Genomic DNA, 19,117 nt, shown 5'->3' with positions numbered 1-19,117 from the left:
TCCTCGGCCCGCAGGCCACAGTGATTATTCTTGTTGTTCCACTGTCGGCAGCCTCCGACCGCAGGCTGCCGGTGTTGCACGCACCCGGTCAGGGCGTCGGTATTGCGTCTTGATTCAGGTAGGTCTGGGTGGGCGCTCCCTTGAGAATGAGTTCAGCCGCCTTCTCGGCGATCATCAACGTGGGTGAACAGGTATTGCCGGAGGTGATCTGCGGCATGATCGAAGCATCTGCCACGCGCAGGCCGGGAATGCCGTGGACACGCAATTGGTTATCCACAACGTCCAGCGCGCCATTGCCCATGCGACAGGTACCCACCGGGTGGAAGATGGTGGTGCCGATACGGCCTGCGGCCTCGAACAGATCCTGCTCGGTTTGCAGGGCAGGGCCCGGGAGATATTCCTGCGGCGCGAACGCCGCCAGCGCCGGGGCCTGGACGATGCGCCGGGTAAGGCGGATGGCATCGGCAGCGACCCGCAAGTCCTGTGGGTCGCTGAGGTAATTGGGGTCGATCAGCGGCGCACTGTTCATGTCGGCGCTGCTGATGTCGACGCGCCCACGGCTGGCCGGGCGCAGGTTGCACACCGAGGCGGTGAAGGCCGGGAAGCGGTGCAACGGTTCGCCGAAACGCTCCAGTGACAAGGGTTGCACGTGGTATTGCAGGTTCGCCGTCGGCTGATCGGGGCTGGAACGTACGAAGGCTCCCAGCTGGCTGGGTGCCATGGCCAGCGGGCCACTGCGGTCGTAGAGGTAGCGCAGGCCCATACCCATCTTGCCCCAAAGGCTGTTGGCCATTTGGTTGAGGGTGCGGGTGTTGCGAATCTGATAGATCAGGCGCAGTTGCAGGTGGTCCTGCAGGTTGCCACCAACGCCGGGCATTTCATGGCGTACGGCGATCCCGAGGCTGTCCAGCAGTTTGCGCGGCCCGATCCCCGAGCGTTGGAGAATGCCGGGAGAACCGATCGCTCCGGCGCACAGGATGATCTCGCGCCGCGCCCCGAACTCGTGCCAGGCGCCTTGCCAGAAGGCCTTCACAGCACGGGCGCGGGTATTGTTGAGCAAGACCTGATCGACCTGGACACCGGTAAGCACCCTGAGATTGGGACGGTTCTCGATTGGCCGCAGGAAGGCCTTCGACGCGTTCCAGCGCACGCCACTGCGCTGGTTGACCTGAAAGTATCCACAACCCTGGTTGTCGCCGGTGTTGAAGTCGTCAACCTTGGCGATGCCGCTTTGCTCGGCAGCATCGCGAAAGGCATCGAGGATCGGCCAGCTGTAGCGCTGGCGCTCGACCCGCCATTCGCCAGCGCCGCCATGATGCTCGCTGGCACCGGCAAAGTGGTTTTCACTGGTCTTGAACAGCGGGAGCACATCCTTCCAGGCCCAGCCTTCGTTGCCTTGCTTGGCCCAAAGGTCGTAGTCGGCGGCCTGACCGCGCATGTAGATCATGCCGTTGATCGACGAACAGCCGCCCAACACCTTGCCCCGTGGATAACCCAGGCTGCGACCGCCCAGGCCAGGCTGTGCCTCGGTCTTGAAGCACCAATCGGTGCGTGGGTTGCCGATGCAGTAAAGGTATCCGACGGGAATATGGATCCAGGGATAGTTGTCACGGCCACCCGCTTCGAGCAGCAGGACGCGGCAAGAAGGGTCGGCGGACAAACGATTGGCCAGCAGGCAACCGGCGGGACCGGCACCCACGACCACATAGTCGTAGACAGTTTCGGCTGATGGCATGGGCAACCTCGGGCCTGTTTTTTATTCTTGTCCCGGAACAGCTTAGTGAGTAATTTCGCTAAATAAAGACGAGATTTCGCGCAGCCGTTGTGCGTTTTAGCACAGCTATAAGGATCAGTATGTTCGACTGGAACGATCTGCGGTTTTTCCTCGAGTTACAGCGCAGCGGCCGCCTGCTCACTGCCGCCAAGCGCCTCAATACCACCCACAGCACCGTAGCCCGGCATATCGAAAGCATCGAGAAGAGCCTCGGCACCCCGCTGTTTATGCAGCACGCTCAAGGGTACGAACTGACTCCTTCGGGCCAGGCCTTGCTCAAGCACGCTGAAGCCATGGAAAACGTCGCCCTGCTGGCGCAGGAGGAGATCACCCAGGCCATCACGCCACTGGGCAAGATCCGCCTGGGGGTTACCGAGGGTATTGGCATCATGTTCTTCACCCCGCGCATGAGCGAACTGTTCAGCCGCTACCCGGGGCTGGAAGTGGAGCTGGTGGCGGTACCGCGCTTCGTCAGCATCCTCAACCGCGAGGCCGAGATCAGCATCCACCTGGAGCGGCCCAGCGCCGACCTTCTGATCACTCGCAAACTCACCGACTACCGGCTGGCACTGTACGCCAGCCAGGCCTATCTCGACCGGGCACCAGCACTGAACAACCGCGAAGACCTGGCCCGGCATAGTTGGATCGGCTACGTCGACGATCTCCTGTTCAGCCAGGAACTGCTGTTTCTCAACAGTTTCTGCCGAGCCCCCAACGTGGCTTTTCGCAGCACCAGCGTGATAGCCCAACAGCAGGCGGCGCGAGCCGGCCTGGGCATCGCCGTACTGCCCAACTACATGGCCCGCCACGACCCGGCACTGGTGCGGGTGCTGCCCAGCGAGACCATTCAGCGCAGCTACTGGATCTGTACCCGCCGCGAACTGCACAAGTCGGTTCGACTGCGAGTGGTGTGGGATTACCTGCTGGCGCTGTGCGCCGCCGAGCAGGCCGAACTGCTAGCCGAGTAATGCCTTGCCGGCGAGCAGTAGCGCTGCCAGCCAACCGGCCAGGGCGAACGACTGCTGCAGCCGCGGGCCGGCAATCTTGCTCGCCAGTGGCCGTGCCAGCAGCAAACCGAGCACCGCGCCTGCGGCGAACGGCGCCCCAATGCGCCAGTGCATCACACCTGCGAGGCTGGCACTGATCACGCTGCCGATGGACACCAGTGCGATCACGGCCAGCGATGTCGAGACGATGCTCTTCATGCGCAGGTTGGTATAGCGGTTCAACGCCGGGATGATCACGAAACCGCCTCCCACGCCGAGCAGGCCGGACAGCAGCCCGGACAATGCGCCCGTGAATGCCAGGGCTCGTGCGCAGGGCAGTGTCCAGCGCAGGCGGCCCTGCAGTGGATTGAGCACGCAGGGTTCGATGTAGCGATGGGCATCGTTGTGCTCACCGCGCAGTTCCTTGCCTGCCTTGCGCCAGATGCGCAAGCAGGCATAGACCAGCACCCCGGCGAAGACCAGTGCCAACGGTGTATTGGGCACACGGTGCGCGAGCATCAGACCCAAGGGTGCCGCCACGATACCGATCAGCGCGATGAAACACGCGGCGCGATAACGCACCAGACCTTCGCGCAGGCCCAGCCCAGCCCCGACCGCAGCCGCCAGGCCGACAGCGAGCAACCCGATGGGCGCCGCCTCGGCCATCGACAGGCCAAGTCCGAACACCAGCAAGGGTACCGCCAGGATTCCGCCCCCGGCGCCGGTCAAAGCCAGCACCGCGCCGATGATCGCGCCCAAGCCGGCCCCCAGCAATTGATGCTCGATCACTGTGTCGTCTCGACGGCCAACGGCTGTGGCCGCGCCAGCCATTCTCGGCCCTTGAGCATCGCCTGCCAGTACAGCGGTGGCAGCACGCGGGCTTTCAGCAGCCAGGCCAGACGGGTTGGTTGCCGCCCATCGAGCAGCCAGCGCGGAAAACTGGGCGCGACCTTCCCGCCATAGGTGAATTCGGCCAGCACGATCTTGCCGCGTTCGACGGTGAGCGGGCATGAGCCATAGCCGTCGTACTGGGCCAAGGTCGGCAAGCGGCCCAACGCCACCAACACATTATTGGCCACCACCGGGGCCTGCTTGCGGGCAGCGGCGGCGGTCTTGGCATTGCTGGTATTGGCGACGTCGCCCAGACCATGGACGTTATCGAACTGGCGGTGGCGCAGGGTGTAGGGGTCGACGTCGACCCAGCCGGCGGCGTCGGCCAGAGGGCTTTGGCGGATGAAGTCCGGGGCCACCTGGGGCGGTACGACGTGCAGCATGTCGAAGGCCTGGGTGAAGGTCTCGCTGCTGCCATCGGCCAGGGTGCGCACGAAGGTGGCGCGTTGTCCGGGCCCATCCACCGCGACCAGGCGATGGTGGTAGTTGAGGTCGACGCCATACTTGTCGATGTAGCGCATCAAAGCAGGCACGTAATCGGGCACGCCGAACAGCACCGCACCGGCGTTGAAGAATTGCGGCTTGATGGCGCCCAGGTGCCCATTGCGCAGCCAGTGGTCACACGACAGGTACAGGGCCTTCTGCGGCGCGCCAGCGCACTTTATCGGCATCGGCGGTTGGGTGAACAGCGCTTGGCCCTGCTTGAGGGTCTGCACCAATTTCCAGGTGTAGGGTGCCAGGTCATAGCGGTAGTTGGAGGTCACGCCGTGGCGGCCGAGGGTCTCACTCAGCCCATCGATGGCGTCCCAGTCCAGCTTCAGCCCGGGGCAGACCACCAGTTGGTCATAAGCGATGGCACGACCTTCTTCGAGCATCACCTGCCGACCGCTCGGGTCGAAGCTTTGCACACGCGCCTTGATCCAGCGCACGCCTCGAGGGATGGCCGAGGCCATGCTGCGGGCGGTGTCCGATGCGTCGAACACGCCGGCGCCGACCATGGTCCAGCCGGGCTGGTAGTAATGCACGTCGGCAGGGTCGATCAGCGCGATATCCAACGACGGCTCGCGCGCCAAGAGGCTGGAAGCCGTAGCGATACCGGCAGCGCCGGCACCGACGATGAGCACCTGATGGTGCTCGGTAGGGGAAGGGGACAGCAAGGCAGGCATGGCAATGAATCCTGGATTATGGTGAGGGCGGGGCGCTCAGAGCTTGTTCAGCGGGATCTTCAGGTAGCTCACCCCATTGTCTTCCGGGGCGGGGAAGTGGCCGCTGCGCATGTTCACCTGCACCGAAGGCAGGATCAGCACCGGCATGTCGAGGGTCTTGTCACGGGCCTCGCGCATGGCCACGAAGCTGTCCTCGTCGATACCCTGATGGATATGAATGTTGCGGGCGCGCTGCTCAGCCACGGTGGTGACGTACTGCATTTCACGTCCGCCAGGCAGGTAGTCGTGGCACATGAACAGCCGAGTCTGATCGGGAAAGGCCAGCAGGCGGCGGATCGAGCGGTACAAGGTACGGGCATCGGCTCCAGGGAAGTCGCAGCGCGCAGTGCCGTAGTCGGGCATGAACAGGGTATCGCCGACGAATACCGCTTTTTCGCCACTGTCCTCGACGACGAAGCTCATGCACGCCGGGGTATGCCCGGGCGTATGCAAAGCGCGGGCATGCAGGTTGCCGATGCGGAACCCTTCCTCGTCTTCGAGCAGCACATCGAACTGGCTACCATCACGGGCAAACTCCGGTTCGGCGTTGAACAGCGTACCGAATGTCTGCTGAACCTGGGTGATGTGTGCGCCGATGGCAGTATGGCCACCGAGCTTTTCCTTGAGGTAGGCCGCCGCCGAGAGATGGTCGGCGTGCACATGGGTTTCCAGTATCCAATGCACCTTGCCATCGAGTTCGGTCACCCGCTCGATCATGCGGTCCGCACTGGCGGTGCTGGTCCGACCGGATTTGGGGTCGTAGTCGAGCACGCTGTCGATCAGCGCGCACTGGTGGGTTTCAAGGTCCAATACCAGGTAACTGATGGTCGAGGTTGCCTTGTCGTAGAAGGCATCCACGTGAAGGTTGTTGCCGATGATCATCACGCTCTCCAGATTATCCACCAGGGCTTATAGAGGCCTAGGCAGTATCCAGTGGTTTATCAAGATGCATGCCAGGGATTTTGCTCGGCCCGAGCCCGTGAAACGGGGCCGCCACCGACCAGCCCCGCGCACATTGGCAGTCAGGTTGGCAGTCGACTGTCAGCCAATGGCAGTGTTTGGCAGTGGCTGTTACGCTCATCCAGGTTATCCAAGAGTTGTCGCCATGCCTGCGCCCCATTCGATCATCCTCGCCTTGGTCTCCTACCTCGAGCACGATGCCTTACCCACCATCGTGCTGGACACCGACTACAACATCCTCGCGGCAAACGCTGCCTATCGCCGCCAGTTCGGCGATGCCGAGCGCGCACCGCTTGGCGAAAAGTGCCACAGGGTCTCCCATCACTACGCCGTGCCCTGTGACCAAGCCGGCGAGGATTGCCCCATGCGCAAAGCCTGGGACAGCAAGGTGCCGGAGCGCGTCCTGCACATTCACCACACCCCGCGCGGGCCAGAGCATGTGGACGTGGAACTGCGTCCGATCCTCGACGAAGAGGGCAGTGTCATCGCTTTCGTCGAACGTCTGACCAGCATCACCTTGGCTTCGGCACAACCACAGCAGCACGGATTGGTCGGCCGGGCACCAGCCTTCAAGGCGGCATTGGCCAGTCTGCAGCGCGCCGCACCGGCGCAGATTCCGGTACTGCTACAGGGCGAATCGGGTACCGGCAAGGAACTGTTCGCCCGTGCCATCCACCTGGGTAGTCCACGTGCCAATGGTCCCCTTGTGGTGGTCGATTGCACCGGCCTGACCGAATCGCTGTTCGAGAGCGAGCTGTTCGGCTACGAGAAGGGCGCCTTCACCGGCGCCAATCAACGCAAGGTCGGCCTGGCCGAAGCGGCGCATGGCGGGACGTTGTTCCTCGATGAGATCGGCGAAGTGCCATTGGCCATGCAGGTCAAGCTGCTGCGCCTCATCGAGTCCGGCAGCTTCCGCCCAGTGGGCAGCCTTCGCACCGTGCATTCGGACTTCCGACTGGTGTCGGCGACCCACAAACCGCTTAAGCAGATGGTCGCCGCCGGTACCTTCCGCGAAGACTTGTACTACCGCATCAGCGGCTTTCCGATTCGTCTGCCGGCGTTGCGCGAGCGCGTCGAGGATCTGCCGCTGCTGGCCGCAAGCCTGCTGCAGCGCATGCCGGGTCACCCGCCCGCGCAATTGGGTGCAGCGGCGCTGGCGCGGCTGGCACTGCACGCGTTTCCTGGCAACATCCGTGAACTGCGCAACCTACTGGAGAGGGCCCGGTTGTTTGCCGACGATGGGCTGATTCGACCCGAACACTTGCCAGAGGATATTGGGCCACCGGGCACCTCCATCGGGATCCGCCGACGTGGCGGCAAAGACCTGGGCGACCTTGCGCAAGCGCTCGAACAGTTCCAGGGGTCACGCAGTGAACTGGCCCAGCACCTGGGTTTGAGCGAGCGCACGTTATATCGCCGCCTGAAAGCCTTGGGCCTGGGATCGAAGTAAGTTTGCGACCTTACATACCTTTACCGGACCTTTACCTGATGCTGAGGTTGGCGCCTGGGAAACTGTGTTTTCATGACGCCATCGCACCAGGCATAGACGACGTACTTGCCGGTCGTTCACAGGAAGAGGAACACCCGATGAAAAAGACGCTTAAAGTGATCTGCGCCGCGCTGATGATAAGCGCCCCTTTGGCCAGCTTCGCTCAACCCGGTCCGCCCCAAGGCGGCCAACCGGGGCGTCCGCATCAAGCCCAGCATCCAGGTCACCAGCAGGCCCCTAAACCGGGCCACGATCACGGCTATCGCGATCCGAGCTACCGCCCGCAGCCAGGAATGCCAGTGCCGCACACTCAGTGGAAACGGGGCCACGTTGTCGACCGCGGCTATCGCGGCGATCGTTATTGGGTAACCGACTGGCGCGCACGTCACCTGCCAGCACCTCCTCATGACCATCGCTGGTTGCACATCAACGGCGACTATGTCCTGGTCGCCATCACCAGCGGCGTGATCATGAACATTCTGCCGGGTTACTGATCGCCCAAGGAAAAGCCCGCAGAAGCGGGCTTTTTCATTTGGATCGGCCTCAGTCATCAGCCGGCTCAGGTAGAAGCCCTGTGTGCTGCAGGCTGATGGCTAGCCGCCAGAAGATGACGAATTTTCACCGGGACCGCTTCGCTCTGAAACCGCCTTACGCGCGCTTCGATCTTCAGCTCCGCACGTGTCACGCGATGGTGGTGACGCAAGTGCTCGAGCCATGATTCCTCGAAGAAGAACTCCTGCCACAGTGCAGGCTCAGCGCTATCCTGGACCAGCCCCCAGGACAGTGCACCGTTGCGCTTGCGCATGGCTTGCAAAGCAGCGGCAGCCTCCAGAAACGCCTCGGCTTTGCTCGGGTCGATGTGGTAATCGACGGTGACCATGATCGGGCCGCGTTCTTGGTCCATTTCACCGTCGATAACCGGTGCAGGCCAGTGCAGCGAGGGCATGAGCTCCTCGGCAGGTGTTTCCGGCAACGTCACCCGGCAAGAGAGCAGCGTGGCCAAGGCGAGTCCGCCGCCAGCCGACAACAGACTCAATGGGATCGATGCATGGCTGGCGAGCGTCCCCCATAGTAAACCGCCACCGGCCATGGCCCCGAAGAACACCAGGATGTAGACCGACAACGCACGCGCCCGAACCCAGGCGGGTACCGAGGTCTGAGCGGCGACTTGCAGGTTGGAGAGTACCGCGATCCATGCCGCCCCACTGAGCAGCATGGCCGGCAACAACACATAAAAATTGCGCACCGAGGCCAGCAGCACCAGGAACACCGCATACATCAGGCTCGCGATCATCACCAGACGATCACGGCTGAGGCGCTCCCGCAGCCGCGGCAGCAGTGTTGCACCACACACGGCACCAATCCCGATCGCGGCAAGCAATATCCCAAAGTCAGCGGCGCTGCCATGCATCTCCCCACGGACGATCAATGGCAACAGCGACGTGCCGGCGCTCGCGAAGAGAAAGAAGGCGAGGGCACGTACCAGTACCGCCTGCAACGGCTTCGAGCTGCGGGCAAAGCGTACGCCAGTACGCATCGCACCCATGAAGCGCTCTGCCGGAAGCAGCGGCGCCTTGATCTCGCGCTTCCACATGAACAGCACCACGATGACCCCAATGAACGACACAGCATTGAGCGCAAAGGTCAGCCAGGGCCCAACCAGGCTGACCACCACGCCGGCCAATGCTGGACCTATCGCTCGCGATACGTTGATCCCCACGCTGGAGAGGGCCACCGCATTGGGCAGATCCGCCTGACCGACAAGCTCAGGAGTGAGGGCACTCCAGGCAGGCATCATCAACGCCGTGCCGACACCCAGCGCCAGCGTCAGCACGAGCAGCAACGGCACACTCATCACACCGAGCAATGTCAGGCTCGCCAGTGCCACCGCAACTGCAGACATCCAAAGCTGAACCAGCAACAGATAACGACGTTTGTCGATGATGTCCGCTGCGGCACCGGCTGGCAGGGCCAAGAAGAACATGGGCAAAGAGCCGGCGACCTGGATCAGCGCAACGTGCAGCGGGTTGGCCGACAGGGTTGTCATCAACCAACCAGCGCCAACCTCGTGCATCCATGTACCGATGTTGGATGCGATGGTGGCGATCCACAGCATGCGGAATGTGTGGTTGCGTAGAGGGCTCCAGGCGCCTGAAGTCGAAGTGCTCATATCGTTGCGGCCTCGGAAGAGGGGTAGGAATCAGGAGACGTTCTCCCTGAAGGGGAACCCCGCCCGAGCGGTATGAAAGCACTCTACTGACAGTGACGCTTGGCAAAAACCGGGTTGGCCAAGTAGGACTGTCTCGGCTGGATGGACAAATTGACCCTGTGGCCACCAGCCTCATCAAAAGGTTCCACGTGGAACATCAACGGTTCAGTGCGGACCGTCCATGGCTCGTTGCAGAACTTCATACACCCGAGGATCGGCACACTGCGCGACATTAAATCGTAAATAGTCCCCAGCGCACATTGACTGGCTGAATGCATTGCCAGGCGCCAGTACCACACCATGGGCAAGACAAGCCTTGGCGATTCCAGCTGCGTCCTTTGCTTGAGGGAGCTGACACCACGCGTACATACCGGCTTTGGGATGTAACCAAGGTTTCATGCCAATCGCCTCGAGCGCGCTGAGTGTCCTGTCCATTTCACTGGATAGCTTGGTTCGGATCCATTCCATGTGCTTGCGATAGCCGCTGTCGGTAATAGTCCGATAGACGATATCAGCCGCGAGTCTACCTCCCCCAAACGAGGTCGCGATCTTGAGGTCGATCAGCCCTTCGATCCAATCCTCCCTGGAAGCGATGTAGCCGCACCGGGCAGAGGCAGAAACCGTTTTGGAGAAACTTCCAATCTGAATGACGCGGGACAGGCCGTCAAAAGCCGCCAGCCTGGGAGCAGGCGTATGCTCGAAGTCTGCGAAGATGTCATCTTCGACAATGATCAAATTGGTTGAATCAGCCAGCTTCAGCAGTTTATGGGCAGTAACCGGAGACAGAGTTGCACCGGTAGGATTGTGGATCCCGGAATTCGTTATGTACAAACGGGGCGAGTGTGCCTGCAAGGCTGCACCGAAAGATTCCACGCACGGACCCGACTTGGTATAGGGCACCCCAATTACATTCACCCGGTGAGCTTTCAGCAGGGCTTGAAAGTTGAAGTAGCAGGGATCATCGATGAGTACCGTATCCCCAGGTTCGAGGAAGAATCGGCAGATCAGATCGATTGAATGGGTTCCGGACTCGGTGAGCATGATGTTCTGGAATGGCGCGTCGATTCCGAAGTTCGCCAGACGACGGGTCAGGAACTGACGTAAGGGCAGGTGGCCAAGGGGTGACGCGTACTCCGTCAGCGTCGAGGTCTCGGAGCGTGCAGCACTTCGCAGCGCCTTTCGCACCCCCCTTTCGTACATCCACGAAGCAGGAAGCCAACCGCAACCTGGCTTGAGCCTATCGGAACTGGTTTCCAAAGACTGCCGGGAGATCCACAGAGGATCGACAGCCCTGTCGAGCTTGGGCCCAAGTTCGGTCAAGGCCAGGGGAGCTGATGGGCCCGCTACGTAGAACCCAGACCCCGGCCTTGAGGTCAACGCGCCTTCTGCAGCCAAACGCTCATAGGCCTCGAGCACCGTTGAGACAGAGACCTGCTCTGCCTTGGCCATCGCCCGAACCGATGGAATCCTCGCGCCAGGCGAGTACATCCGAGCAGTGATCCGTGAACGAATCTCGTCCATGACCGTTTGGATTCGCGTACCGTCGCGTCTCATAGGACCTCGATTGTATTGGTCTGTTATGTATAACAGTTCGGCCAAACTGTACTGGATTGTACATGGCCTCGATTCGTCCGTCAGTGATCTACTGGTTGCATACAGACGAGGGATTAGCGATGGAAAAAGCAACGAGCGGGTGGATAAACGGCTTCATTGGGGTCGCGATCTTTGCAGGATCGCTGCCGGCGACGCGCGTGGCAGTGGCAGACTTCGATCCTACGTTCCTGACATGTGCCAGGGCGACCATCGCAGCCATGCTGGGTATCGGTTTCTTGATCGCACTCCGTCAGCCGCGACCGAGTCGAGCCGATTTGCTGTCACTGGTCATTACTGCGCTCGGGGTGGTGATTGGGTTCCCATTGCTGACAGCCCTGGCACTTCAGCACATCACCTCCGCCCATTCCATCGTCTTCGTAGGTCTGCTGCCACTCTGTACGGCTATTTTTGCAGTGCTACGCGGTGCAGAGCGGCCCCAGCCATTGTTCTGGCTGTTCTCGATCATCGGTGCAAGCTTGGTAGTTGGATATGCGTTGAGCAACGCCGGTGAGGGGTCGGCAGTCGGTGACCTGCTGATGATGGCTGCAGTTATCGCATGCGGCTTGGGCTACGCAGAGGGTGCGAAGCTTTCCCTGAGATTGGGCGGATGGCAAGTAATCAGTTGGGCCTTGGTAGCAGCGTTACCCCTGATGCTTTTGATGACCATTGTCAGTCTTCCCACAGCTGAGGCGCTAGACCAGGTGAGCGTCCCTGCATGGTTCAGCCTTGGTTATGTGTCGCTGTTCAGCATGCTGATCGGATTCGTCTTCTGGTACCGGGGACTTGCCCAGGGTGGCATTGCAGCTGTTGGTCAACTGCAGCTCCTGCAGCCGTTCATGGGGCTTGGGTTAGCGGCACTGTTACTTCACGAGCACGTGAATTGGATGATGCTCGTGGTCACTTTGGGAGCTGTCCTGTGTGTGGCCGGGGCGAAGAAGTTCGCCCGCTAGCCACGGCGCCGCTGCAGAGTGCACAGGTACAAAAAAGCCCGCTAGTGCGGGCTTGAAGGGGAAACCGTGCAGATTTTCTGTGAACCTACACTCGATCAGAAGTCCAGGTTCGAAACCGACAAGGCATTGCTCTCGATGAAGTCACGACGTGGCTCGACCGCATCACCCATCAGGGTGTTGAAGATCTGGTCAGCGGCGATGGCGTCTTCGATGGTGACCTTGAGCATGCGGCGCACAGTCGGGTCCATGGTGGTTTCCCACAACTGATCCGGGTTCATTTCACCCAGACCTTTGTATCGCTGGATGGTGTGGCGCTTGGTGGTCTCGTTCATCAACCAATCCAGGCCTTCCTTGAACTCGACGATCGCCTTACGACGCTCACCACGCTGCACGTACGCGCCTTCGCCCAGCAAGCTGGCGAGTTTGGCGCCGACGTTGACCACGGTGCGATAGTCGTTGCTGCCGAAGAAGTCGCGGTTGAAAGTCACGTAGCTCGCCAGGCCATGGGAGATGATCTCCACTTCAGGCAGCCAGATATTACGTTCCTTATCCTCACGCAGGCTGGTCTTGTAAGCCAAGCCCGACTTCTGGTTGTTGCTCAGACGCTCTTGGAACTTGGCCAACCACGCCTGCATGACGTCGTGATCACCCAGCTGCTCCAAAGTGACTTCCGGCAGATAGATGAAATGCTCGGTCAACTCTTCCGGATACAGACGCGACAGACGCTTGAGGGTCTTCATCACGCTACGGAACTCATTCACCAGGGCTTCCAGCTGCACGCCGGACACAGCAGGGGCCGATTCGTCCAGGTGCAGGCTAGCATCTTCGAGGGCCGACTGAGTCATGTATTCTTCCATGGCCTCGTCGTCCTTGATGTACTGCTCTTGTTTACCTCTCTTCACCTTGTACAGTGGCGGCTGGGCAATATAGATGTAGCCACGCTCGACCAGCTCTGGCAACTGACGGAAGAAGAAGGTCAGCAGCAGGGTACGAATGTGCGAACCGTCGACGTCAGCATCGGTCATGATGATGATGTTGTGATAGCGCAACTTGTCGATGTTGTACTCTTCGCGGCCAATACCACAGCCCAACGCAGTGATCAGCGTGCCCACTTCCTGAGACGAGATCATCTTGTCGAAACGGGCTTTCTCGACGTTCAGGATCTTGCCCTTGAGCGGCAGGATCGCCTGGGTACGACGGTTACGACCTTGCTTGGCCGAGCCACCTGCGGAGTCACCCTCCACTAGGTACAGTTCGGAAAGAGCAGGGTCCTTCTCCTGACAATCCGCCAGTTTGCCTGGCAGGCCGGCGATATCCAGTGCGCCTTTACGGCGGGTCATCTCGCGGGCTTTACGGGCCGCTTCACGGGCGCGGGCAGCGTCGATCATCTTACCGACGACGGCCTTGGCTTCGTTGGGATTCTCCAGCAGGAAGTCTGCGAAGTACTTGTTCATCTCCTGTTCCACGGCAGTTTTCACTTCCGAGGAGACCAACTTGTCCTTGGTCTGGGAGCTGAACTTCGGATCCGGCACCTTCACAGAAATGATCGCGGTCAGGCCTTCACGTGCGTCGTCACCAGTGGTGGCGACCTTGTTCTTCTTGGCCAGACCCTCCTGCTCGATGTAGCTGTTGAGGCTACGTGTCAGTGAGGAACGGAAGCCCACCAGGTGGGTGCCGCCATCACGCTGCGGAATGTTGTTAGTGAAGCACAACAGGTTCTCGTTGAAGCTATCGTTCCACTGCAGGGCGATTTCGACACCGACGCCATCATCACGCTGAACGCTGAAATGAAACACCTGAGAGTTGATCGGCGTTTTATTGGTATTCAGGTATTCGACGAAAGCACGCAGACCACCTTCGTACTTGAAGAACTCTTCCTTGCCGGAGCGCTCATCTTTCAGCAGGATGCCGACGCCCGAGTTGAGGAACGACAACTCGCGAATACGCTTGGCCAGAATGTCCCAGCTGAAGTGAATGTTCTTGAAGGTTTCAGCCGAAGGCTTGAAATGAATATGGGTACCGGTGGTTTCGCTATCACCTACCACGGCCATCGGCGCCTGTGGCACGCCATGAACGTAGGTCTGCTCCCAGATCTTGCCACTGCGGCGAACGGTGAGGACCAGCTTCTCCGAGAGAGCATTGACGACCGAGACACCTACACCGTGCAATCCGCCGGAAACCTTATAGGAGTTGTCATCGAACTTACCGCCGGCGTGCAGTACGGTCATGATGACCTCGGCGGCGGAAACGCCTTCCTCTTTATGCACATCGACAGGGATGCCGCGACCGTTGTCGCGCACACTAATGGATTCGTCCGGGTGGATGATCACCGTGATGTCATCGCAGTGCCCGGCAAGGGCTTCGTCGATCGAGTTGTCGACCACTTCGAAGACCATGTGGTGCAGGCCGCTACCGTCATCGGTGTCGCCAATGTACATGCCGGGACGCTTGCGCACGGCATCCAAACCTTTCAGCACCTTGATGCTGGAGGAATCGTACGTTTGATTTTCGCTCATGCCTTCACTCCCGATGGTCGTGGGTCTGGGTGATACGGCCCTGTTCCACGTGGAACAAAGCAACTGGCGTTTCCGTCTGCCAGCCTTCCCTCAGTAATTCGTGATCCACACAGGTGATGAACACCTGGCAGCGTAATTCTTCTAGCAAGCGACACAGCGCACGGCGATGCTGGTCGTCCAATTCGGACGGCAAGTCATCCACCAGATAAATACAGTGACCGCGACGAGCCTGGCTGACGAGGTGGCCTTGGGCAATGCGCAGTGCGCACACCACCAACTTCTGCTGACCACGAGACAAAATGTCAGCTGCGTTATTGGCAGCCAGACGCAGGCGTAGATCAGCACGTTGCGGGCCGGCTTGGGTATGGCCCATCTGCTGATCACGCAGGAGAGAGGAGGCGAGTACTTCGTTGAGTTCCCGGTCCTTGTCCCAGCCTCGGTAGTAGCTAAGGGTCAACCCATCCAGCTCGACCAGTTCGCTCAGGGTTTGCTCGAAGACAGGCTTCAAGGCCTTGATATAGTTGCGACGGTATTCATCTATTTCCGCGCTGGCCAGGCATAATTCCCGGTCCCAGGCGGCTTGCGAAGCTGGGTCAAGTGTACCATGCCGCAACCATGAGTTCCGCTGCCGCAGCGCCTTCTGCAAACGCTGCCATGCGGGCATGAACCGGGGTTCCACGTGGAACACTCCCCAGTCGAGGAACTGCCGGCGAATTTTTGGGGCTCCCTCCAGCAGACGGAAGCTGTCGGGGTTGATCAGCTGAAGCGGCAACAATTCTGCCAACTGCGCCGCACTGCGGGCATTCTGCCCGTCGATACGGATGGTGAACTCCCCCTGACGTTCCCGGGAGACGCCCAAGTTACTGGTTCCACCCTCGATCAGCTGCACTTCGCCGAACACCGTGCAAGCCGGCTGTTCGTACTGGATCACCGGATTCAGACGTGTGCTGCGAAAAGAACGGGCTAACCCGAGCAAATGCACAGCTTCTAGCACGCTGGTTTTGCCGCTGCCGTTAGCGCCGTAAAGAATGTTGATGCGGGGGGAGGGAGAGAGAGTCACCGGGTGCAAGTTGCGCACCGCGGTGACCATGATACGTCGAAGAGACATTGTGCCTATTACGGGTTACAGACGCATCGGCATGACAACGTAGGACGAGTCGTCATTGCCAGCCTCCTGCAACAGGGCGCTGCTGTTGGAATCCGACAGAATCAGGCGCACCTGCTCGGTCGTCATCACACCCAGCACGTCCAACAGGTAGCTGACGTTGAAACCGATCTCCAACGAGCTGCCATCGTAATCGACGCTGATTTCTTCTTCTGCCTCTTCCTGCTCGGGGTTGTTGGCCTGAATCTTCAGCTGACCGGCCGCCAGTTGCAGCCGAATACCGCGGTACTTCTCGTTGGACAGAATCGCGGTACGGCTGAATGCCTCACGCAGCGCCTGGCGGTCACCCAGCACCAGCTTGTCACCGCCCTTGGGCAGCACGCGCTCGTAGTCGGGGAACTTGCCATCCACCAATTTGGAAGTGAAGGTAAACTCGCCGGTGGTGGCACGAATGTGGTGCTGGCCGAGGACGATGCTGACCATACCTTCCGGGTCGGTGAGCAGGCGAGCCAGTTCCAGGATGCCCTTGCGTGGAACGATGACCTGGTGGCGATCGGATTGGCCGATCTGCGCCTGCATCGAGCACAGTGCTAGACGGTGACCATCGGTAGCCACGGCGCGGAGGGTGTCGGTCGACACTTCCAGCAACATGCCGTTGAGGTAGTAACGGACGTCCTGCTGCGCCATGGCGAAGCTGGTGCGCTCGATCAGGCGACGCAACTTGCTCTGCTCGAGGTTGCAGGTCAGCGAGCCTGGGCCTTCCTCAACGGTGGGGAAGTCGTTGGCCGGCAGGGTCGACAGGGTGAAGCGGCTGCGGCCAGCTTTGACCAGCAGCTTCTGCTCATCGACCTTGATGTCGATCAGCGCATCGCTGGGCAGGCTCTTGCAGATGTCCATCAGCTTACGCGCCGGGACAGTGATCTCGCCCGGCTCGGCCGGCTCTTCCAGTTGTACCCGACCAACCAGCTCGACTTCCAAGTCGGTACCGGTCAACGACAGCTGCTGGCCTTGCACGACCAGCAGTACGTTGGACAGCACCGGCAAGGTCTGACGGCGCTCGACGACACCGGCGACCAGTTGCAGAGGTTTCAACAGGGCTTCGCGTTGAATGGTGAAATGCATGGTCTAGTCCCTTGCCTTCAATAAGCTGCGCCGACGCCCATCAGGTCGTCAGCGTGCGCAGCAGGTTCTTGTAGTCCTCGCGGATGTCCGCGTCGGATTCCTTCAATTCGTTGATCTTGCGGCAGGCGTGCAACACCGTGGTGTGGTCCCGACCACCGAACATGTCGCCGATCTCCGGCAGACTGTGGTTGGTCAGCTCCTTCGACAGTGCCATGGCTACCTGGCGCGGGCGCGCAACAGAGCGTGAACGGCGCTTGGACAATAGATCGGCGATCTTGATCTTGTAGTACTCGGCTACCGTGCGCTGAATGTTATCCACACTCACCAGCTTGTCCTGCAGGGCGAGCAGGTCTTTCAGCGATTCGCGAATCAGCTCGATGGTGATGTCGCGGCCCATGAAGTGGGAGTGTGCAATGACGCGCTTGAGCGCGCCTTCAAGTTCACGCACGTTGGAACGGATACGCTGGGCGATGAAGAACGCGGCATCGTGAGGCAACTCGACCTTGGCCTGGTCGGCTTTCTTCATCAGGATCGCTACGCGGGTTTCCAACTCGGGCGGCTCTACCGCCACGGTAAGGCCCCAGCCGAAACGAGACTTCAGGCGCTCCTCAAGGCCTTCGATCTCCTTCGGATAACGGTCGCTGGTGAGAATCACCTGTTGACCGCCTTCGAGCAGGGCGTTGAAGGTGTGGAAAAACTCCTCCTGCGAACGCTCCTTGCGTGCGAAGAACTGAATGTCATCGATCAGCAATGCGTCCACCGAACGGTAAAAACGCTTGAATTCATTGATGGCATTGAGCTGCAGCGCCTTCACCATATCGGCAACGAACCGCTCGGAATGCAGGTAAACCACCTTGGCATTCGGATTTTTCTTCAAAAGATGGTTGCCGACCGCGTGCATCAAGTGGGTCTTACCCAGGCCAACGCCGCCATAGAGGAACAGCGGGTTGTAGCCATGCTTGGGATTGTCGGCGACCTGCCAGGCAGCCGCGCGCGCCAGTTGGTTCGACTTACCTTCCACGAAGGTCTCGAAGGTGAAGGTGCGGTTCAGGTAGCTGGTGTGCTTGAGCGCCCCCTCGACCTGCACGGTGCGTTGTTCGGTACGTCCCGTTGCAGACGGCGCAGGAGCGTTGTCGGCCATGGCGTCGAAGCTATCACGAGAAGACGTCTCTGTATCGTCATTGACAGGCGTGGGCTCGGCGACAGGTGCCGCCGCGGGTTCCACAGGCATGGCCACCGCTGCAGCTGGCTTGGCCTGGCTCTGCGCCAGCGAAGCTGCCACTGCGGCGCTGACCGGCGCATTGGGCGCCGCGCGTGGCGCGGAACTGCGACGGCTGCCTATTAATAAGGAAAGGGCAGGCGCCATCCCACTGCCTTGCTCACCCAGCAGCTCGAGCAAACGCCCCAGGTACTTTTCATTGACCCAATCGAGAACGAAACGGTTAGGCGCATAGACGCGCAACTCGTCGCCTTCGGCTTCGACCTGTAGCGGACGGATCCAGGTGTTGAATTGCTGGGCAGGCAGTTCGTCGCGCAGAAGCTCCACGCACTGCTGCCAAAGTTCCACTGACACGGATATCCCCTGAGTTGAAAGCCGGATGAGGCAAAAACAAACCGCCATTGTACCGGTCGAGAGCGCACTTATCCACATGTGGAAACGCTAGGAATCGCGACAAAACAGCCATTTAGCGACCGAAATGTCTTTTCGACTCGGTGAATAAGGTCTGTGGATAACCCACCATGAGGGCTATGCACAACCCTGGTCACCAGCCTGTTGATAACTCGCCTGTGGATAAGCACGCATTCGTTCCACAGGTTCTACCCATGTCCAGCACAAGCGCAGCACCTGTTACCGACAAGGTTTCGATTTTCTGTACAGCCCATGAATAAAGGGCTGCAACTAGTTATCCACAGAAGGTTATCCACTTAAGATCTATAAGTTCTTCAGAAAAGCTTTTTATATGTCTCTTCTTTTTTTAAGTGTTTGTCGATCTGCTTGCCTGCCCCAAGCCGACCGCTGCCTGACATCTCGAGGGTCCACTACTTACCTGTTCAGCAACACCGTCCGGCAAGGAAAGGCTGGTTGGAAATTGACCTATGGGCTTGCTTTCTCTAGAATCGCCGATCTCTTAAAAAGGGGGCCATTCCGGCCCGTAGTCGACAAACCCAGGTAACACGCCATGAAACGTACTTTCCAACCAAGCACCATCAAGCGCGCTCGCACCCACGGCTTCCGTGCCCGTATGGCTACCAAGAACGGCCGTGCTGTTCTGTCGCGTCGTCGTGCCAAAGGCCGTAAGCGTCTGGCCATTTGATT

15 protein-coding genes are annotated in these 19,117 nt (G+C 60.1%); 5 read left to right on the top strand and 10 right to left on the bottom strand.

What is annotated here, in order from left to right:
* Positions 1-88: 88 nt before the first annotated feature.
* Positions 89-1,735 carry a GMC family oxidoreductase gene (locus E2H86_RS05960; RefSeq protein WP_133325683.1) on the bottom strand — a complete coding sequence of 549 codons (1,647 nt, stop codon included), beginning with the start codon at positions 1,733-1,735 and terminating at the stop codon, positions 89-91.
* A gap of 119 nt (positions 1,736-1,854) precedes the next feature.
* On the opposite strand from E2H86_RS05960, the gene E2H86_RS05955 reads away from it, so the two are divergent.
* On the top strand, positions 1,855-2,742 hold the full coding sequence (locus tag E2H86_RS05955) for a LysR family transcriptional regulator (RefSeq protein ID WP_133325681.1): 888 nt from the start codon (positions 1,855-1,857) through the stop codon (positions 2,740-2,742).
* Here the strand turns inward: E2H86_RS05955 and E2H86_RS05950 are convergent.
* The 3 genes from E2H86_RS05950 to E2H86_RS05940 are packed head-to-tail and all read right to left on the bottom strand — an operon-like array spanning position 2,731 to position 5,738.
* On the bottom strand, positions 2,731-3,549 hold the full coding sequence (locus E2H86_RS05950) for a sulfite exporter TauE/SafE family protein (RefSeq protein ID WP_133325679.1): 819 nt from the start codon (positions 3,547-3,549) through the stop codon (positions 2,731-2,733). The genes E2H86_RS05955 and E2H86_RS05950 overlap by 12 nt on opposite strands.
* On the bottom strand, positions 3,546-4,817 hold the full coding sequence (locus E2H86_RS05945; RefSeq protein ID WP_133325677.1) for an NAD(P)/FAD-dependent oxidoreductase: 1,272 nt from the start codon (positions 4,815-4,817) through the stop codon (positions 3,546-3,548). The genes E2H86_RS05950 and E2H86_RS05945 overlap by 4 nt, the downstream gene beginning before the upstream one ends.
* Positions 4,818-4,853: 36 nt before the next feature.
* Complete coding sequence (locus E2H86_RS05940; RefSeq protein ID WP_133325675.1) at positions 4,854-5,738, bottom strand: MBL fold metallo-hydrolase; 885 nt, start codon at positions 5,736-5,738, stop codon at positions 4,854-4,856.
* Between the two features lie 223 nt (positions 5,739-5,961).
* Here E2H86_RS05940 and E2H86_RS05935 point away from each other — a divergent pair, with 223 nt between their 5' ends.
* Together E2H86_RS05935 and E2H86_RS05930 are read left to right on the top strand one after the other, a co-directional pair.
* Positions 5,962-7,266 (top strand): sigma-54 interaction domain-containing protein, encoded by a 1,305-nt coding sequence (locus E2H86_RS05935; RefSeq protein ID WP_133325673.1) that lies wholly within the window; start codon positions 5,962-5,964, stop codon positions 7,264-7,266.
* 137 nt (positions 7,267-7,403) lie between these two features.
* The gene (locus tag E2H86_RS05930) at positions 7,404-7,799 is read left to right on the top strand and encodes an RcnB family protein (RefSeq protein ID WP_133325671.1); all 396 of its coding nucleotides are present in this window, start codon (positions 7,404-7,406) and stop codon (positions 7,797-7,799) included.
* 65 nt (positions 7,800-7,864) lie between these two features.
* Here the strand turns inward: E2H86_RS05930 and E2H86_RS05925 are convergent, their stop codons facing one another.
* Positions 7,865-9,475 (bottom strand): MFS transporter, encoded by a 1,611-nt coding sequence (locus E2H86_RS05925; protein WP_133325669.1) that lies wholly within the window; start codon positions 9,473-9,475, stop codon positions 7,865-7,867.
* 204 nt (positions 9,476-9,679) lie between these two features.
* Positions 9,680-11,068 (bottom strand): aminotransferase-like domain-containing protein, encoded by a 1,389-nt coding sequence (locus E2H86_RS05920; RefSeq protein WP_133325667.1) that lies wholly within the window; start codon positions 11,066-11,068, stop codon positions 9,680-9,682.
* A gap of 119 nt (positions 11,069-11,187) precedes the next feature.
* Here E2H86_RS05920 and E2H86_RS05915 point away from each other — a divergent pair, with 119 nt between their 5' ends.
* Positions 11,188-12,057, top strand: a complete 870-nt coding sequence (locus E2H86_RS05915; RefSeq protein WP_133325902.1) for a DMT family transporter — start codon at positions 11,188-11,190, stop codon at positions 12,055-12,057.
* 95 nt (positions 12,058-12,152) lie between these two features.
* On the opposite strand, the gene gyrB is transcribed toward E2H86_RS05915, so the two are convergent.
* Genes gyrB through dnaA form a run of 4 tightly spaced genes read right to left on the bottom strand, consistent with a single transcriptional unit; the run spans position 12,153 to position 18,373 of the window.
* Positions 12,153-14,573, bottom strand: a complete 2,421-nt coding sequence (gene gyrB / locus E2H86_RS05910; protein ID WP_133325664.1) for a DNA topoisomerase (ATP-hydrolyzing) subunit B — start codon at positions 14,571-14,573, stop codon at positions 12,153-12,155.
* Between the two features lie 4 nt (positions 14,574-14,577).
* Positions 14,578-15,681 carry a DNA replication/repair protein RecF gene (gene recF, locus E2H86_RS05905; protein ID WP_133325662.1) on the bottom strand — a complete coding sequence of 368 codons (1,104 nt, stop codon included), beginning with the start codon at positions 15,679-15,681 and terminating at the stop codon, positions 14,578-14,580.
* Positions 15,682-15,696: 15 nt separating this feature from the next.
* Positions 15,697-16,800 carry a DNA polymerase III subunit beta gene (dnaN, locus tag E2H86_RS05900; protein WP_133325660.1) on the bottom strand — a complete coding sequence of 368 codons (1,104 nt, stop codon included), beginning with the start codon at positions 16,798-16,800 and terminating at the stop codon, positions 15,697-15,699.
* Positions 16,801-16,840: 40 nt separating this feature from the next.
* Entirely contained in the window at positions 16,841-18,373 is a 1,533-nt protein-coding gene (dnaA, locus tag E2H86_RS05895) for a chromosomal replication initiator protein DnaA (protein WP_133325658.1), read from the bottom strand.
* 607 nt (positions 18,374-18,980) lie between these two features.
* On the opposite strand from dnaA, the gene rpmH reads away from it, so the two are divergent.
* The gene (gene rpmH, locus E2H86_RS05890; RefSeq protein WP_003253163.1) at positions 18,981-19,115 is read left to right on the top strand and encodes a 50S ribosomal protein L34; all 135 of its coding nucleotides are present in this window, start codon (positions 18,981-18,983) and stop codon (positions 19,113-19,115) included.
* Positions 19,116-19,117 lie beyond the last annotated feature (2 nt).

It is taken from the genome of Pseudomonas putida, from assembly GCF_004357765.1.
GTDB classification, from domain to species: Bacteria; Pseudomonadota; Gammaproteobacteria; order Pseudomonadales; family Pseudomonadaceae; genus Aquipseudomonas; species Aquipseudomonas putida_U.
Note: the sequence above shows the minus strand (reverse complement) of the source record. Positions and strands in the feature narration are given on the sequence as shown.

What these genes read in the sequence shown, in the direction of transcription:
- E2H86_RS05960 (WP_133325683.1), bottom strand. Translation starts at nt 1,735, where the DNA reads ATGCCATCAGCCGAAACTGTCTACGACTATGTGGTCGTGGGTGCCGGT.
- E2H86_RS05955 (WP_133325681.1), top strand. Translation starts at nt 1,855, where the DNA reads ATGTTCGACTGGAACGATCTGCGGTTTTTCCTCGAGTTACAGCGCAGC.
- E2H86_RS05945 (WP_133325677.1), bottom strand. Translation starts at nt 4,817, where the DNA reads ATGCCTGCCTTGCTGTCCCCTTCCCCTACCGAGCACCATCAGGTGCTC.
- E2H86_RS05940 (WP_133325675.1), bottom strand. Translation starts at nt 5,738, where the DNA reads ATGATCATCGGCAACAACCTTCACGTGGATGCCTTCTACGACAAGGCA.
- E2H86_RS05935 (WP_133325673.1), top strand. Translation starts at nt 5,962, where the DNA reads ATGCCTGCGCCCCATTCGATCATCCTCGCCTTGGTCTCCTACCTCGAG.
- E2H86_RS05930 (WP_133325671.1), top strand. Translation starts at nt 7,404, where the DNA reads ATGAAAAAGACGCTTAAAGTGATCTGCGCCGCGCTGATGATAAGCGCC.
- E2H86_RS05925 (WP_133325669.1), bottom strand. Translation starts at nt 9,475, where the DNA reads ATGAGCACTTCGACTTCAGGCGCCTGGAGCCCTCTACGCAACCACACA.
- E2H86_RS05920 (WP_133325667.1), bottom strand. Translation starts at nt 11,068, where the DNA reads ATGAGACGCGACGGTACGCGAATCCAAACGGTCATGGACGAGATTCGT.
- E2H86_RS05915 (WP_133325902.1), top strand. Translation starts at nt 11,188, where the DNA reads ATGGAAAAAGCAACGAGCGGGTGGATAAACGGCTTCATTGGGGTCGCG.
- gyrB (WP_133325664.1), bottom strand. Translation starts at nt 14,573, where the DNA reads ATGAGCGAAAATCAAACGTACGATTCCTCCAGCATCAAGGTGCTGAAA.
- recF (WP_133325662.1), bottom strand. Translation starts at nt 15,681, where the DNA reads ATGTCTCTTCGACGTATCATGGTCACCGCGGTGCGCAACTTGCACCCG.
- dnaN (WP_133325660.1), bottom strand. Translation starts at nt 16,800, where the DNA reads ATGCATTTCACCATTCAACGCGAAGCCCTGTTGAAACCTCTGCAACTG.
- rpmH (WP_003253163.1), top strand. Translation starts at nt 18,981, where the DNA reads ATGAAACGTACTTTCCAACCAAGCACCATCAAGCGCGCTCGCACCCAC.